Source organism: Bradyrhizobium sp. (assembly GCF_019244115.1).
In the GTDB taxonomy this organism is placed as follows: domain Bacteria; phylum Pseudomonadota; class Alphaproteobacteria; order Rhizobiales; family Xanthobacteraceae; genus Bradyrhizobium.
Genome location: NZ_JAFATE010000273.1, coordinates 1 through 14,858 on the forward strand (window position 1 = coordinate 1; position 14,858 = coordinate 14,858).

The 14,858-nt window shown below is 63.2% G+C and carries 16 protein-coding genes and 2 tRNA genes; 8 read left to right on the plus strand and 10 right to left on the minus strand.

Annotation, left to right across the window (positions count from 1 at the left end):
• The 3 genes from JOZ76_RS12220 to JOZ76_RS12230 all read right to left on the minus strand — a co-directional run.
• Positions 1–389 (minus strand): hypothetical protein (locus JOZ76_RS12220; RefSeq protein WP_291698882.1); only part of this gene is annotated, 389 nt, incomplete at its 3' end.
• A 148-nt stretch (positions 390–537) separates the two neighbouring features.
• A tRNA-Thr gene (locus JOZ76_RS12225) sits at positions 538–612 on the minus strand.
• Positions 613–895: 283 nt separating this feature from the next.
• Positions 896–1,360, minus strand: coding sequence for a response regulator (locus JOZ76_RS12230; RefSeq protein WP_291698883.1), 465 nt, complete (start codon positions 1,358–1,360; stop codon positions 896–898).
• Between the two features lie 522 nt (positions 1,361–1,882).
• Here JOZ76_RS12230 and JOZ76_RS12235 point away from each other — a divergent pair.
• The 3 genes from JOZ76_RS12235 (at position 1,883) to JOZ76_RS12245 (ending at position 4,899) form a co-directional block, all read left to right on the plus strand.
• The gene (locus JOZ76_RS12235; protein WP_291698884.1) at positions 1,883–3,727 is read left to right on the plus strand and encodes a hybrid sensor histidine kinase/response regulator; all 1,845 of its coding nucleotides are present in this window, start codon (positions 1,883–1,885) and stop codon (positions 3,725–3,727) included.
• A 190-nt stretch (positions 3,728–3,917) separates the two neighbouring features.
• Positions 3,918–4,397, plus strand: a complete 480-nt coding sequence (locus tag JOZ76_RS12240) for a hypothetical protein (RefSeq protein ID WP_291698894.1) — start codon at positions 3,918–3,920, stop codon at positions 4,395–4,397.
• 34 nt (positions 4,398–4,431) lie between these two features.
• Entirely contained in the window at positions 4,432–4,899 is a 468-nt protein-coding gene (locus JOZ76_RS12245) for a hypothetical protein (protein ID WP_291698885.1), read from the plus strand.
• 228 nt (positions 4,900–5,127) lie between these two features.
• Here the strand turns inward: JOZ76_RS12245 and rlmB are convergent, their stop codons facing one another.
• Complete coding sequence (gene rlmB / locus JOZ76_RS12250; RefSeq protein WP_291698886.1) at positions 5,128–5,955, minus strand: 23S rRNA (guanosine(2251)-2'-O)-methyltransferase RlmB; 828 nt, start codon at positions 5,953–5,955, stop codon at positions 5,128–5,130.
• 210 nt (positions 5,956–6,165) lie between these two features.
• Here rlmB and JOZ76_RS12255 point away from each other — a divergent pair.
• A tRNA-Tyr gene (locus JOZ76_RS12255) sits at positions 6,166–6,251 on the plus strand.
• A gap of 94 nt (positions 6,252–6,345) precedes the next feature.
• Here the strand turns inward: JOZ76_RS12255 and JOZ76_RS12260 are convergent.
• Positions 6,346–7,077, minus strand: a complete 732-nt coding sequence (locus JOZ76_RS12260) for a DUF3750 domain-containing protein (RefSeq protein ID WP_291698887.1) — start codon at positions 7,075–7,077, stop codon at positions 6,346–6,348.
• Between the two features lie 91 nt (positions 7,078–7,168).
• On the opposite strand from JOZ76_RS12260, the gene JOZ76_RS12265 reads away from it, so the two are divergent.
• The 4 genes from JOZ76_RS12265 (at position 7,169) to JOZ76_RS12280 (ending at position 8,947) form a co-directional block, all read left to right on the plus strand.
• Positions 7,169–7,450 carry a hypothetical protein gene (locus tag JOZ76_RS12265; protein ID WP_291698897.1) on the plus strand — a complete coding sequence of 94 codons (282 nt, stop codon included), beginning with the start codon at positions 7,169–7,171 and terminating at the stop codon, positions 7,448–7,450.
• A gap of 18 nt (positions 7,451–7,468) precedes the next feature.
• Positions 7,469–8,146 (plus strand): cupin domain-containing protein, encoded by a 678-nt coding sequence (locus tag JOZ76_RS12270; protein ID WP_291698888.1) that lies wholly within the window; start codon positions 7,469–7,471, stop codon positions 8,144–8,146.
• 109 nt (positions 8,147–8,255) lie between these two features.
• Complete coding sequence (locus tag JOZ76_RS12275; protein ID WP_291698889.1) at positions 8,256–8,510, plus strand: DUF3551 domain-containing protein; 255 nt, start codon at positions 8,256–8,258, stop codon at positions 8,508–8,510.
• Between the two features lie 248 nt (positions 8,511–8,758).
• Positions 8,759–8,947: a hypothetical protein gene (locus JOZ76_RS12280; protein ID WP_291698890.1), complete on the plus strand. Its 189-nt coding sequence runs from the start codon at positions 8,759–8,761 to the stop codon at positions 8,945–8,947.
• Positions 8,948–9,019: 72 nt separating this feature from the next.
• On the opposite strand, the gene JOZ76_RS12285 is transcribed toward JOZ76_RS12280, so the two are convergent.
• The 5 genes from JOZ76_RS12285 to JOZ76_RS12305 form a co-directional block, all read right to left on the minus strand.
• Positions 9,020–10,780 (minus strand): extracellular catalytic domain type 1 short-chain-length polyhydroxyalkanoate depolymerase, encoded by a 1,761-nt coding sequence (locus JOZ76_RS12285; RefSeq protein WP_291698891.1) that lies wholly within the window; start codon positions 10,778–10,780, stop codon positions 9,020–9,022.
• Positions 10,781–11,027: 247 nt separating this feature from the next.
• Positions 11,028–12,260 (minus strand): Zn-dependent hydrolase, encoded by a 1,233-nt coding sequence (locus JOZ76_RS12290; RefSeq protein ID WP_291698892.1) that lies wholly within the window; start codon positions 12,258–12,260, stop codon positions 11,028–11,030.
• The gene (locus JOZ76_RS12295) at positions 12,253–13,038 is read right to left on the minus strand and encodes an ABC transporter ATP-binding protein (protein ID WP_291698893.1); all 786 of its coding nucleotides are present in this window, start codon (positions 13,036–13,038) and stop codon (positions 12,253–12,255) included. Before JOZ76_RS12295 ends, JOZ76_RS12290 begins: the two co-directional genes overlap by 8 nt.
• Complete coding sequence (locus JOZ76_RS12300) at positions 13,035–13,808, minus strand: ABC transporter permease (protein ID WP_291698895.1); 774 nt, start codon at positions 13,806–13,808, stop codon at positions 13,035–13,037. Before JOZ76_RS12300 ends, JOZ76_RS12295 begins: the two co-directional genes overlap by 4 nt.
• 74 nt (positions 13,809–13,882) lie before the next feature.
• Positions 13,883–14,827, minus strand: a complete 945-nt coding sequence (locus tag JOZ76_RS12305) for an ABC transporter substrate-binding protein (RefSeq protein WP_291698896.1) — start codon at positions 14,825–14,827, stop codon at positions 13,883–13,885.
• Positions 14,828–14,858: the final 31 nt, after the last annotated feature.

Below are 14,858 nucleotides of genomic sequence, written 5' to 3' on the forward strand. Positions count from 1 at the left end.
TCCGCGCGCAGCCTTGCCAGCGTCGCGTTGAAATATTCGTGGCGCTCGCGGTTGAAGCGCTCCTGATGAGCACGAAAGGCCGCGATCCGCGAGCGGATCTCGCTGGACATGCTGACCTGGTCGAACTTCCGTTCGAGCGGAGCCAGCGTCGGCATGGCGCTGGTGGTTGCGCTGGTCTTGGCGGCCGGCGCCGGTGCTGCAGGAGCACGTGGCGCGCTGGTGTTGGTCACAGGCGCCGCAGGAGGAGGTGGCGCGCTGCTCAGCGCAACGGCAGCGGGTTGGAGCCGTGCTGCGGCGGACCTGCCGCTGTCGGCCGACCTGCGGCTGACCGCTTCGACAAACGCCTTCGTCTGCGCGATCAACGCATCGCGCTCCTCGATCCATTTCATGACGCCACCTCAACCCCGCAAAAGTCCAGCAAAGAAGACTTGTCGAGGCAAGAGATACCCCTGTTGGTTTCGGGGACAACTCCGAGTTTAGTTCAGGGGGTGACAAAATTGTTACAAGAGCGGCCTGGCCGCGGGCAAACGGGCCTGATGGTGCCGGCTGAGGGGATTGAACCCCCGACCTTCAGTTTACAAAACTGCTGCTCTACCGCTGAGCTAAGCCGGCGATCTCGAGATCAGGATGCAGCGAGACCGATGCGCCCCGCGACCTTGCTCCATTGTCAACGGACGGGCAGGGGGCGCGCTGTCAAATACCAGACTTGTCCGGCAAGGGCTACACTCTGCTCGCTGGTCCGGAATTGCTGCAATTTCGCCGGGGCCGCGGCCAGACCCGCGCGCCGAGCGTCGCTCCTGGGCATTGATGCGCGTCTGCTGGGTGAGGGTGTTGGCGAGGGCGCTTGACAGCCGCATTGGCGCCTCCGGGCCGTCCGCCGCGGTCACCGTGAGAGTCAGGATGTCCGTCGCGGGCGCTCGAAATCCGGGGCCATTTCCACCATGTCCTCGTGGTCGCCCTCGCTTTCGCTGTCGCGTTCGCGGGCCGCGATGCATTTCTGCACGGCGTTCAGGAGCTCAAAGACCCTGCAGGGTTTCTGCAGCGCGGCCACCGCGCCGAGCCGCACCGCCATGCCGAGAAAATCCGGCACGCTGTTCCTCGGATCGGTGAAGGGAAAACCGCTCATCGCGACGAAAGGCATTTTTGGATCGCACTTCTTCAGCTCGCGAATGGTTGCGAGCCCATCCATTCCGTCCATGAACATGTCGACGATGACGGCGTCGAATCGCGCGCTGCCGATCAGCTTCAGTCCGGCTGCGCCGTCGGACGCGAGCACGACCTCGTAACCATTCTTCCTGAGCAGTGCCTGAATGGCGTGACGGATGGAGTGATCGTCGTCGATGACGAGGATGGTTGGCATTCGCTGGCCCCGAACCGAGAAGGAAAGCGCAACGCAAACAGCCGACCCACAGGTACCAAGATACTATGGTTCGGTCTTCGGACGGGCGATGCGAGCATATGAGCGAAATGCAACCAGCCGAATCAATGCAAACGTAACCCGTGGTTATTATGGCAACAATCCGTACGATCCACAGGGCGGAGCGGTACTCAAAGGCAGTCCACTACCGCGTCGGGCGCGCGCTGCAACCAAAGTTTTAGGGTACCGCATATTTCCCTTGCGTGTTGAACAACGAAGCATGTCAGGGTGCGTGGCGTCACGAACTCGTGCCGCCGATCTGAAGTCCTTGACTTGCACGCGGCAAGATCGGTTCAGGATTTCTAGACCGAAAGCGGCACTGGAATCATGGGTTTGCCAGTGCCCTGACGTTCCGAAGTCTGCGAAAGATGTTGCGGCGATGGTGCGCGGACTTTGGAAAAGTGGGCACTAGACACGGATCGCGGTGCGCCGATGCAAAGAGATGGGTGTGAGCGCGATCGCCTGATGGCCGCCGTGGTAGAGTCGGCCGAGGACGCCATCATCACCAAGACGCTTGAGGGCGAGATCACGAGCTGGAACCGGGCCGCCGAGATCCTGTTCGGCTATTCCGCGCGTGAAGCCATCGGGCAGTCGATCGACATCATCGTGCCCGCCGAACGCCGCGGCGAGGTTTCGGACATCCTCGCGACAGTCGCCAAGGGCGGGCGCGTCCGGCATTTCGAGACGGTTCGCAAGGCCAAGGACGGCCATCTGATCGAAATCTCGCTGAGCGTCTCGCCGGTGCGCGCGGCGGATGGCGAGATCATCGGCGCCGCCAAGATCGCCCGCGAGCTCTCGGAGCAGCGGTTTTCCGAGCCGGCCTTCCAGTTTGCGATCGAGTCGTCGCCGGGCGGCGTGCTGGTTATCGACGGCACCGGTAAGATCAACCTGGTGAATGCGTCGATCGAGCGCCTGTTCGGCTATAGCCGCGCCGAGCTGCTCGGCCAGCCTGTCGAAATCCTGATCCCTATCCACTTGCGCGATGCCCATGTCAAGCACCGTGCGAATTTCTACGCCAGTCCCACCGCGCGGCCGATGGGCATCGGCCTCGACCTCGTCGGGCAGCGCAAGGACGGGTCGAGATTCCCGATCGAGATCGAGCTCAATCCGATCCGCTCGCGTCAGGCCGTGATCGTGATGGTGACGATCCACGACATCACCGAGCGGTTGCAATTGCGGCACGCGCAGAAGATGGAGGCAGTGGGGCTGCTCGCCGGCGGCGTCGCGCATGACTTCAACAACCTGCTGCTCGTCATTCTCGTCTATGTCGAGATGCTGCGCGACGAATGCAGCGCCGACGATCCGCGCCTGTCCGAGGTCGAGGAGATCATCCGCACCATCGAGCGTGCCCAGGTGCTGACGCGGCAGCTCCTGGCTTTCTCCCGCAGACAACCGATGCAGCCGGCCGTCGTCGACCTTGGCGAGGCCGTGCCGAACATCCATTCGCTGCTCCGCAGGGTGCTGCCCGCAAACATCGAGATTGTGACCGTGGTCGCGGAGGATGTCTGGCCGGTGTTCGTGGACCGTGGGCAGCTGGAGCAGGTCGTGATGAATCTCGCGGTGAATGCGCGCGATGCGATGGTGGAGGGTGGACGCTTCGGCATCGAGGTCAGGAACGTCGGCATCGCTCACCTCGATCACGGCGTGCCGGCCGGCGAATATGTGGAGCTGGCGTTCGCCGACACCGGCAACGGGATCAAGCCGGAGGATCTCAATCGCATCTTCGAGCCGTTTTACACCACCAAGGGGCGTGGCAATGGCACCGGGCTCGGCCTTGCGACCTGTTACGGCATCGTCACCCAGGCGGGCGGACACATCTCGGTGCGTAGCGAGGTGGATCGCGGCACGACGTTCACCGTGCTGCTGCCGCGCAGTCATCTGACGCCGGAAGTCGCCACGCGCCCCGCGGACGTCGTGCATTCGAAGGGACGCGAAACCATCCTGGTGGTGGAGGACGATCGCTCCGCCATGCATGCAGCGGCGGCGGCGCTGCAGCGAGGCGGCTATTCTGTCGTCATGGCGACCAACGGCGAGGAAGCGCTTCGCCTGCTGCAGCGTCGCGCAAGCGAGATCGATCTGGTGCTCAGCGACGTCGTGATGCCACGGCTCGGCGGCCCCGAGCTCGCCGCGCGCGTGTCCATCACCTATCCAAACCTTCCGATCGTGTTCATGACCGGCTATTCGCCCGACCCGATCCTCAGCCAGGGCGGAGAAAAGCGCATCGCAAATCGCCCGGTCATCCTGAAACCGTTCCGCAGCAACGACCTCCTGGCATTCGTCCGCGGGGCGCTCGACCAAAAAGATCGATGAAGCGGCGCCATCGGCTCTCCGCGTGCGGCCTGCGCCGAAGCGGAGCGCGTTAACTTTGCGCCGAACTCCCCCGTTAACACTATTTCATCGCCCGCGCGTTAGGCTTACCGGCAAGTTAATCCGCGTTCTTAACCCATGGTTGCGCGGCCTCTGTTAGGTCGTGAAGGAAATTTTAGGAAACATGTACGTAATGCGCCATCTCGTGGCACTGGCTTTTCTGTTGGGGACGACCACCGCCGGTCTCGGCGAGGGTTTTGACCGCGTCATTCCCGGCCGGCCGGGTGTCCCCGTCATCATCAACGGCCTCGACGTCTCCTATGCGGTCATCGAAGGCGACTTTGGTCTCGGCAAGGGCTGGCAGGTCCCCAAGACGATTTATGGCGCGCGTCCGATCGCGCCCGAGCCGCGCGTCGGCCACTACTATCCGAGCCTCGGGCTGAGGCCCGCCTATGGGCGACTGGAGATCGAGCCACCAGCGGATCGCAAGCTGCCGAATCCTGCCGAGAGTTATTACCGGTCATGGTCGGCGCAGTCGGCGCCGCTGCCGCCGCAGACCGACGTGCCACCCAATCCGCCGCCGATCGTGGTCGCGCCGGAGATCGATCTGCAAGGGGACAGGCCGAGAAGCCCCGGATCAGGCCGCAATCCGATTCCCAAACCGCCCAACTAACCAAGACAAAAGCGATCAACAGGAGAGTAAAGTCATGCGTCAGTCCATCTCGAGTGTGCTCGCGGCGCTGGCCGCAGTCACGGTCAGTGCCGTGCCGGCCCTGGCCTGTGGCTACGGCCCATGTACGCCCTACACGCCGGCCTACGCCTATGCTCCGGCGTACACCTACATGCCAGCATATGGCGGCTGCACCACGGGCTGCAACACCGGGTGGGCATTCGAGCACCTCGCTGAACCGGCCACGCAATATTACTACGTAAACCAGGGCCCGACCTACACCGGTCCGGGCGCATTCGCGCCGGTGCCGACCTATCAGGAGAGTGCGGTCTCCGGCTGGGACGGCTATCGCACGCAGCCTTATTATCGCTGGCACCACCATCACCCCTATCATTCCTATCGCTGGCACGGCTATCACTACGGCATGACGCCGTATCATCGCAGCCCGCGCTACGGCTACATGCCTTACTATTACGGCCACCGCGTGCTGCGCCGATATTACTGATCGCGCATCGCCGATCGTCTCAGCGCCCGTTCGCAGGCTCCGCGAGCGGGCGTTTTTGCGTGATGAAGCAGGGTTGAATTCGTGCGGCATCGGCGGTGCGCTCCCTCCCCCCTTGCCGGGCAGGGTTGGGGAGGGGGTAGCCACGCGCAGACGTGCTAGTAATACCCCACCCCCGACCCCCCACCCCGCAAGGGGGAGGGGAGAAGAAAGTGCTTGCGGATAGCGAGTTCAGCCCATCAGGCCGAGGCGGCTCGCGCCGACATAGAGCGCGAGCACCGCGGCGTTGGAGACATTGAGGCTCTTGATGCTGCCGGGCATGTCGAGCCGCGCGAGATGGCTGCAGGTCTGGCGCGTCAGCTGCCTGAGGCCCTTGCCCTCGGCGCCCAGCACCAGCGCAAGCGGCGCGCGCAGCGCAATCCGGCTGAGATCCTCGGCGCCTTCGCTGTCGAGACCTATGGTCAGAAAGCCGCGCTCATTGAGCCGCGTCAGCGCCCGGGCGAGATTCTGCACGGTCACCAGCGGCACCAGCTCCAGCGCGCCGGAGGCGGATTTGGCGAGCACGCCGGTCGCCTCCGGACTATGGCGCGCGGTCGTGACGATGGCATTGACCGCAAACGCCGCGGCCGAGCGCAGGATCGCGCCGACATTGTGCGGGTCGGTGATCTGGTCGAGCACCAGCACGATGCCCTCGGCCGCGAGCGTCTCGATGTCGGGCGAGGGCAGGGGATCGGCCTCGGCAAACAGACCCTGGTGCACGGCATCGGGGCCGAGCAGCCGGTCGATTTCGGTCGGGCGCACGATTTCCGGCGTGATGCGCGCCTTGATGTTCTCCTCGGCGAGGCGCCGGGCGGCGTTCTCGGTAAGCAGCAGCCTGCGGATTTTTCGCGCGCGGTTCTGCAGCGCGAGCGTCACCGTATGCCAGCCATACAGGATCGCCGGGCCGTCGGCGGCCCTGTCGCGGTCGTGCCGGGCGGGCTTTGGGCCGTGCGGGGCACCTTTGTCGAAGGGCCGGCCGCCACCCCTGCGGAACGGCCGTTTCTGCTTGCGATCGGTCATCGCAGGCTTGTGTCACGGGTTCCGGATTCTGGCAATTTTTCACCCCGGAAGGCCTCGATTTGGCGCCCGGCTTGGTTGACTTTGCCCCGCCGCTTCGCCCATAAACGCGCCCGGCCGCACGCCTTTCCGTTTTGCGGATGGCGCGGTCTTCACGCCCATGGCAGGTCCGTCGCCGGCTCATCAAGCGACCGGATGGGACTGCCATCGAGCGGGGGAGTGTCCCGAGTGGCAAAGGGAGCTGACTGTAAATCAGCCGCCTCATGGCTTCGCAGGTTCGAGTCCTGCCTCCCCCACCAACCCTTGTCTTGATGATTTTCAGTTCTGCTTTTCTGCCAGCGAGCAATGCTTATTTCGCCATTTGTTCTGTCACATCGCCCCTGAGTTCATCTCCTACAGGCCGGCTGCGATTCCGAAGCGTCCAAGACCGGGAAGCTTCAGCGCGGGACGGCGAAAGTCGAACCCGAGAACGGCGCCGAAAAAGTTGAGCTCGAATCCTTCGACCCAGCCGATCCTCATGCCGAAATAACCGGCGAGAGAGACGTAGAAGCCCGTGCCGGACGAGGTCAAGGCGATCCATCGACCGTCGTAAGGGAAGTCCTTGCCGATCGCGGTCGGCGGCAGAACCGCCCGGAGTTCGGGCACCGCATCCAGGGCCGCCTGCACGAACGTATTCGAGTTCGGTCCCGGCCAGGCGCTATAGTCTCCGTAGGATCGAAATCTGTAGTTTTCGATGACGTCGCGGATCTTCGGAATCAGCGCTTCGGCACGCGCGCCGTCAACCGCCACGACGGTCTCCGGCATGGCTCCGAACCATCGACCGTCCGGCGCAAAGCCGTTGGCACGAATGGGTTCTCCCCACGCCGTGTAGTCGTACCGGCTGTAGCTGGCCGCGCCCTTCTCCTTCACGACGATCCAGGTGTGAACTGCAAAAATGCTGCGCCAGCGCACAGTCCGGGCGGCAAAGACCCGGACCATCGCATCGGGGTGGGATGTCGCGGGCGGCAGCAGGCCGGCACTCGACCGATCGGCGGTTTGCCAGTTGCCGCGATCGTGTCCAAGCAAGACATAGCGCGCGGCCGACGCGGCGATCGGCACGAACAGCAGCAGCAGAAAAACGACCAAGGGCTTCTTCAACAGGGGAACATGGGAGCTTATTCGTAAGAGATATAGTTCGCTTGGACGTTTGCGCCATGGCAGCCCGTCACCCCAACCGATGACATCGCCGGACACGTTCGACCTGACCTTTCTTGGAACCTCAGCGAGCGTGCCGTCGGCGGAACGCAATCATCCGAGCCTTCTTAAGGCGACGAAGACGTTTCCGAACGGCCGGATCGCGATGGATTTCGATCACATCGTGATCTTGTCGAGCCGATGCGGCGGTGGCGCAAGCGAACGCGGGGCCGACTGCAACCGGACAGCAGCGCGCTTCAGGCCGGAGAAAATGCTATACGCGATGATGGGTTCTGGTCGTTTCAAGTTTGAAAAACGCTGCTGATGACGACGGAGAAGCGCGATGCGCATCAATGACGACCTGACGGTGCCAGTTATCATTCACGCCGCGCAGCTGCCATGGAAAACAAGCCCGGCCGCCGGCGTGGACCGGCGCATGCTGTTCCGCATCGGCGACGAGGTGGCGCGTGCGACGTCGATCGTGCGATACGCACCGCGCAGTGCGTTCCCTCGCCATACCCATGGCGGCGGCGAGGAGATCGTCGTTCTCGACGGCGTCTTCCAGGACGAACACGGCGATTACCCGGCGGGCAGCTACTTCCGCAACCCTCCCGAGACCTCGCATGTTCCGGCATCCAACGACGGCTGCACGATCTTCGTCCGCCTTTGGCAATTCCGGGAGGGCGATCGCGACCAGATCGTGCGGCGGCCCGCGGAGGGTCGTCCGCTGCAGCCGAGATCGGGCGCAGCGCGCGCAATCGAATTGTTCGACGACGGATTCGAAAACGTGCGCTTCGAGAGCTGGATTGCCGGCAGGACGGTCGCGATCGAGAACCCACGCGGGCTTGAAGCGCTCGTTCTGGCGGGGAGCTTGTCGATCGGCGATCAGATGCTGGCGCCGCAAAGCTGGATCCGCTTGCCCGCTGGCGAGCCGCTGCGGGCCGTCTGCGGTCCTGACGGCGCAGAAGTCTGGGTGAAGGACGCGCCGCTGCTGCATCCGGACGTTTGCCGGATGCCTTGAACGTTGGCAGCAATCGGGCGTTGCACCTTTCGGATCGGGACTTGCTCGGAGGCGGGTGCTGCTCATGCGGGCGACTTGCTGTGAACGGCGGTCACATGAAGGAGGTTGCATGCGCACGCTTTGTTGGATGATCGCCGTGATCGCAATCCTCGTTGCGGCCGCTCCGGCGACGGCTCAACGCTACGATCCGAACTATCCGGTTTGCCGCCAGGTCTGGAGGCGGGGCGGTGTGACCTGGTTCGATTGCCGCTACACGACCTGGGATCAATGCGTGATGGAGGCGGCGCCGAACCAGGGCATGTGCCTGCTCAACCCATACTGGCCGCATTCGAAGCCGGGATCGCGGGGCCGGTATCGGCGATAACGGCGAAGGCTGAGGGGCGGTCGAGAACGGGATGGACGGGATAGTCGGCAGCACCTGAGGCAAAGCTGAACCCGCCTGCCGCGCTGGCCCAGACGCGCCGCCCTTCCGGGCTGGCTCGGTCGGATTTCGGTCGCACCAAAGTCCCATTCGCGACCGCAGTCCGGCGTGATCCCGTCCCTTTCCTAAACCTAGGTGTGATTGGCTTCCTTTGATTTTCGTGGTTCCTCACCTTAGGAGGGAACGCCACCATGCATCGCAAGTATCGAGCATTGGAACACGCGTGCCAGGTTCAGGCGGCGCTGACGGGCCACGAGCAAACCAAACAAGAGCTGAACAAGATGGCGCAGGAGTACAAGGTCCTCGCCGATTGGCACGAGCGCCGTCGGCAATGGCCGGCAGATGAGGCGAGGCCCGCCGACGCGGCTTCCCAGACATAGGGATTTCGACGTTGCCCGACCGGCAGTGCCGCGTTCCGGCTTTTCGACCTGGCTCCGCCGGCCTGATTGAATTTAGGGAATGTTCTCCGGCCTCACGAACCAGTCGCTGGATGTCGACTTGTGGTGGAGTGGGAAGGGATTGAACTGGTTCGTCAGAAAAATCTCGGCGAACCCCTGATCACAGGCGCCAAAGCCGATGCTTCCACACGGCGCCAAGTATACGCGGAGCCGGCCTGCGCTCATATGAGCCTGCCAGTTGGCGGTGACGGACTGCACGTCGCTGACGTTCACGTCCGGACCCGACACGACCGGACTCTTTGCACCGGCATTGTCGGTGGCCTGTGCGTTCGTGGTGTAGGTGCCGGGCGGCAGTCCGCATTCCTGGTACTTGAACGTGTTCTGGGTGATCGTCGCGTTCTTGCGTCCGCGGGAGCCGAGCTGGACATCGACGCTCGCGAGCTGCCCTTCGGGATCGGAGGCGCTGCCTGCCACGGTGACGCAATCGTCGGTGACGGATGCCCTGCTGATCGCGACATTTGGCGGCAGATTCGCCGGCGGCGAACCCACCGCGACCGGCGTTCCGCTCACGCTCGCCGTGGCGCCATCATTGTCAGTTGCGATGGCGACCGGCACGTAGAATGCGTCCGAATGCAGATTATCGAACGTGATGGTCCAATCGCTTGTACCCGACGCAGTTCTTGACGGTTGCGGAAAAGCGCCATCCAGCCGCACGGTGACGCTTGCGATCGAACCGGCGGGAACGGATGCCGTGCCGCTGACAGTCACGGCATTGCCGCTGGCCGTGGCGGAGGCAATTGCGACGGCCGGCGGCTGGCTCTCATGGAACGGATGCGCCTTGAAGAAGGCCCATTGCAGCTCGCTGGCGCTCGGGCCCGTCGGATCGGCGAATTGCCCGCTGTTGTCGCCGACCCAGTAATGCGAGTCGGTCGCGATGAGATCGCCATGCTTGCCGTCGTAGAAGACGGTTTCGACCACAGAGCGCTGCGCAGTGCCATACCTGGTCTGGGTGCAGGCCACGCCTTTGGCCGTGCAGTCCGACGTCGCAACCGGCGTTGCGCTCAGGCCGTAACGGCGGATCCAGGAATCGCGGATGTTCTGCGAACCCAGGATGTTGACCACGCAATCGTTGCGCGAATGGATGGCCATGATGGGGACGGGCCGCTGCTCGTCAGATTGCTGCTGCTCCTTCTGCATTGCGAGCGCGTCGGCTGAAACCGGCTTGAACATTCCAGGATTGGCGCAGACGAAGCCCACCGCGGACGACGTCTCGGAATAGGGCAGGCCCTCGACGGAGCCGGCAGCCGCAAAATAGGCGCTCTGCGCGACGGCGAGGTCCACCGACATCCCGGCGCCGGACGAAAGACCGGTCACGTAGCGCCGGTTCGGGTCGATCTTGAATTCGGCTTCGACCTCAAGTGCGATCTGGTGCAGATCTTCGACCTCTCCCGCGCCCTTGTGGATCTGCTGATCGATAAAGAATCCCCAGCAGTTGGAGGCGCGTGGTGGCGAGGGATCAAAGCTTGTGACGAAGGGGTAGACGACGATGAAATTGTCGCGCTCCGCCAAGTCCTTGAAGCTGGTCTCGTTGACCATATTGACGTCGGTCTGCATACAGCCGTGCAAAACCATGACCAGGGGAACCCGGTCCTGTCCGGTATAGGAGGACGGCACGAACACCTTGTACTTCCGGTCGCGCGAGCCAGAATAGGATTTCGCGGCAAACTGCTTCTGCAGCAATTCGCCGGCGACGCTGGCTCCATTGATCAGCAAGCAGAGAGTGATCGTCAGCAATGGCCGCAGGATTGGAGACATCTGAACCTCCAATGCTTGAGTGTGCGTCGATGCGAGTCTTTTGCGTTCGGCCGCGGCACGCTGGTCGCGAGTAGGGTCCTGTCGAACAGGACCGCCTTATCGCGCTGCAGGAGCCACATCTGGGCTGGGCAAATCTCCCACCACGACGACCGTCGGGATGTGATCCAAGCCACAAATCAAGCGTATGTTATCGACGGTTGTCATCGTTCTCGGCGGGGTGCCCACGGCCCCGCCGCATTCGATCCGGCTATTGGGCAAGCAGTCTTAGGCAGGCTTCGACAAAAACCTGTGCGCCAACGACGATGTCGGCATCGGCTGTATTCTCGGTCCAATGATGACTGACGCCGCCGATCGATGGCACGAACAGCATGGCTGCGGGCATGATGGTTGCGAGAATTTGGGCATCGTGGCCGGCTCCGCTGGGCATGCGCACGGACCTTCCACCGGCGACCATCTTGCTCGCAGCCTCGATCGCGTCCTGAAACCGCGTATCCATCATGGCAGGGGTGCCCGTGCGAAGGCGGTCCAGCGTGACGCTGCACGGGCCGGTCGCGGTGGCCTCATCCGCCATCGTTTGGAGCAGGTTCTCCAGCCGCGCGATGACTTTGGGGTCGTCGTCGCGGATCTGGAACAGCATCTCCGCAGCCCCGGGAATAATGCTCGGCGCGCCCGGCTCGAGCGTGATGCGGCCGGTGGTCCACACCGTGCGCGGTCCGCTCAGCGAGGGGAAGCGCTCATCAATATCAACACAAAATCTGGCCAGGGCCAGGCCCGCATCCTTGCGTGCGGCCATGCGGGTCGTGCCCGCGTGGTTCTGCTCGCCCGCAAAGCTGATGCGGTATTGCCAGATGCCGACGATGGACGTGACGATGCCAATTGAAAGTCCGCTGCTTTCGAGCGTGTCGCCTTGCTCGATATGTGCCTCGAGATATCCGATGTGCCGGCCCGGTACGGCGGTTGTGCGCGGCCGGCCGGCAAGGCCTGCATCGCGCAGCGCCTCACGCATGCTCCGACCTGTGGTGCGATCGCGCGCGGCATCGATGTCCACTTCAGAGACGCGGCCGACATAGGATCTGGAGCCGAGGAAGTGGCCGAAATGGCCTTCCTCGTCGCACCAAGTGGCGACCTCCACGACGCCCTTTGTGCTGGGATCAGGATTGATCACCCGCGCGGCTTCGAGCGCATAGACGACGCCAAGCGGCCCATCGAGCCAGCCGGCATAGTTCTGGCTTTCGAGATGCGAGCCGGCCAGCAGTTTCGGTCCGGCTTTGTCGCTGGTGCCGAGGACGTTGCCGATGCCGTCGATCGTGGCGGTCAAGCCGGCCTCGGGAAGACGATCGACGAGCCAGCGCAGCGAGGCCAGATGTGGTTCGGAGAAGGTCGGCTTGTGAACGCCGGTCTTGTAGGCGCCGATCGCGCGAAGCGCGTTGAGATCGGCGAGCACGCGGTCGCCATTGGCGGAGGGGCTGATGTCAGGCATCGGCAGCAACCTTCAAGGCTTCGCTGCGGATTTCTTCGACGAGGCGTTCCTTCAAAGCGACGAATTCTGGTGTGGTCTTGATCCGGTAGGAGCGCGGATGGGGCAGATCGACTGGAATCTCCACCTTGATGCGGCCGGGACGCGCGCTCATGACGATGACACGGCCGCCGAGAAAAATCGCTTCCTCGATGTCGTGGGTGACGAACAGCACCGTCTTCTGGTCGCGCTCCCAGATCCCGAGCAGCATCTCCTGCATCAGCGCGCGGGTCTGGTTATCCAGCGCGCCAAAGGGTTCGTCGAGCAGCAGGATTTTTGGATCGTTGGCAAGCGCGCGCGCAATCGCCGTGCGTTGCTGCATGCCGCCGGAAAGCTGTTTTGGCCAGTGGTTCTCAAAGCCGGCGAGGCCGACGCGATGGATGAAGGCATCGGCGACCTTGCGGCGCTCCGCTTGCGGCAGGCCGCGCTCGCGCAGACCGAAGGCGATGTTCTCGCGCACGCTGAGCCAGGGAAACAGCGTGTACGACTGGAACACCATGCCGCGCTCCGCACCGGGACCGCTGACCTCGCGGCCGTCGAGCATGACGCGCCCGGAGCTCGGGCGGTCGAGACCGGCGATGATGCGAAGCAGGGTCGATTTGCCGCATCCGGAGGGCCCGAGGATGGTGACGAAGTCATTATCGCCGACCGCGAGATCGGTCGGCTCCAGTGCCCGTGTCGGTGCATGTCCCGGGCGTGCCGAGAAGGTGCGGGAAATCTGCTCGAGCCTGAGCGCAGTCACGCCAGTTTCCACGGAAACAGCCAGGCGTTGACGGCCTTGAACAGGAAGTCCGAAATGAGGCCGATCAAGCCGATGACGATGATGCCGAAGATGATCTGGCCGGTGTTGAGCAGGGCCTGGCTATCGGTAATCATGTGGCCGATGCCGGACGATGATCCGATCAGTTCGGCGACGATGACGTAGGTCCACGCCCAGCCGAGCACCAGCCGCAGAATTTCCGCGATGTCCGGGGCAGACGAGGGGAGCAGCACGCGGCGGATGATGCCGCGATCACCGGCGCCGAGCGTATAGGCGGCTTCAACCAAGTCGCGCCTTGTACCGCCGACGGTCACGGCCACCATCAAGATGATCTGGAACACCGAGCCGATGAAGATGACCAGGAGCTTCTGCAACTCACCGATGCCGGCCCACAGGATCAGCAGCGGAATGAAAGCCGAGGCCGGCAGGTATCGGGCAAACGAGACGAAAGGTTCCAGAAAGGCCTCGATCGGCTTGTAGGCGCCCATCAGTACGCCGAGTGGCACCGCAACGAGGGCCGCCAGTACGAAGCCGCCGACGACCCGCCAGATCGTCATGCCGATATCGAACACGAAGCCGTGTCGCGTCAGCAGTTCAAAACCCTCCTGCATCATGGCCAGCGGATTGGCGAGGAAGGTCTTTGACACATGGCCGCCGAAGGTGGCCCAGGCCCAGACGGCGACGAACAGCACGAAGAACGCGAAACCATAGGCCACGCGCTGCTTCGAGGTCACGGGATCGAGGGGACGTATCACATCAGGTATCCGGGAGTTGAGATGCGCCGGTCCCGCCCGGGTGAAGGGGGACCGGCCGAACGCGGGCAGCTCTATTTGGTGAAGCTGGCATCGAAGAGATCTTCGACCTTTGGAGCCGCCTTGATGATCCCGATCTCGAGCAGCAGGTCCGCGGCATCCTTGTTGAACGCCAGGAAATCGCCCGCGAAGAATTTCTGGTTTGCGGCCTTGTCCTGCCAGCGCAGATATTTCGCCGAGTTACCGAATTGCTCGCCGGACTGTTTGACGTCGGCGCCCATGATCTCATAGGCTTTGGCCTGATCCTTCGCGATCATGTCGAGCGCTTCGAAATAGCTGTCGGCCAGCGCCTGCGCAGCTTTCGGATTCTCGCTCAGGAATTTTGGCGTGCAGCCAAAGGTGTCCATGACCATCGGATAGTCGAGCGTGGTGGCGATGATCTTGCCTTTGTCGGGTGCGTCGCGAACCGTCGAGAGGTAGGGCTCGTAGGTCATTGCCGCATCGTTCTGGCCGGAGACGAAGGCCTGCGCGGCCGCGGCCGGCTCGAGGTTCACGACCGTGACATCCTTGACCGACAAGCCGTTCTTCTTGAGCATCCAGGCCAGCGCGAAATAGGGTGAGGTCCCGGGTGTGGACGCCGCGACCGTCTTGCCCTTCAGATCCTTGATCGAGGCGATGTCGCTCCGCACGGCCATGCCGTCGGCGCCAAAACTCTTGTCGAGCTGAAAAATCTGCTTCGTCGCAACGCCGCTCGCGTTCCAGGAGATCCAGGTCTCGACCGTGGTCGCCGCGCACTGGATGTCACCCGACGCAATGGCCAGATGGCGGTCTTTTTGCGGAATCTTCTTCAGCGTGACGTCGAGGCCGTTCTTCTTGAAGATGCCGGCCTCCTTTGCGAGCGTCAGCGGCGCAAAGCCGGTCCATCCGGAAATCCCGATGCCGACCTTGACGTCGTCGGCGAGCGCCGGCGTGCACACGAGAACGGCAACAATTGTCGCGAATAATTTCGAGCTACGCATGATTGTCTTTCTCTTCCGATCTAGTTGATTG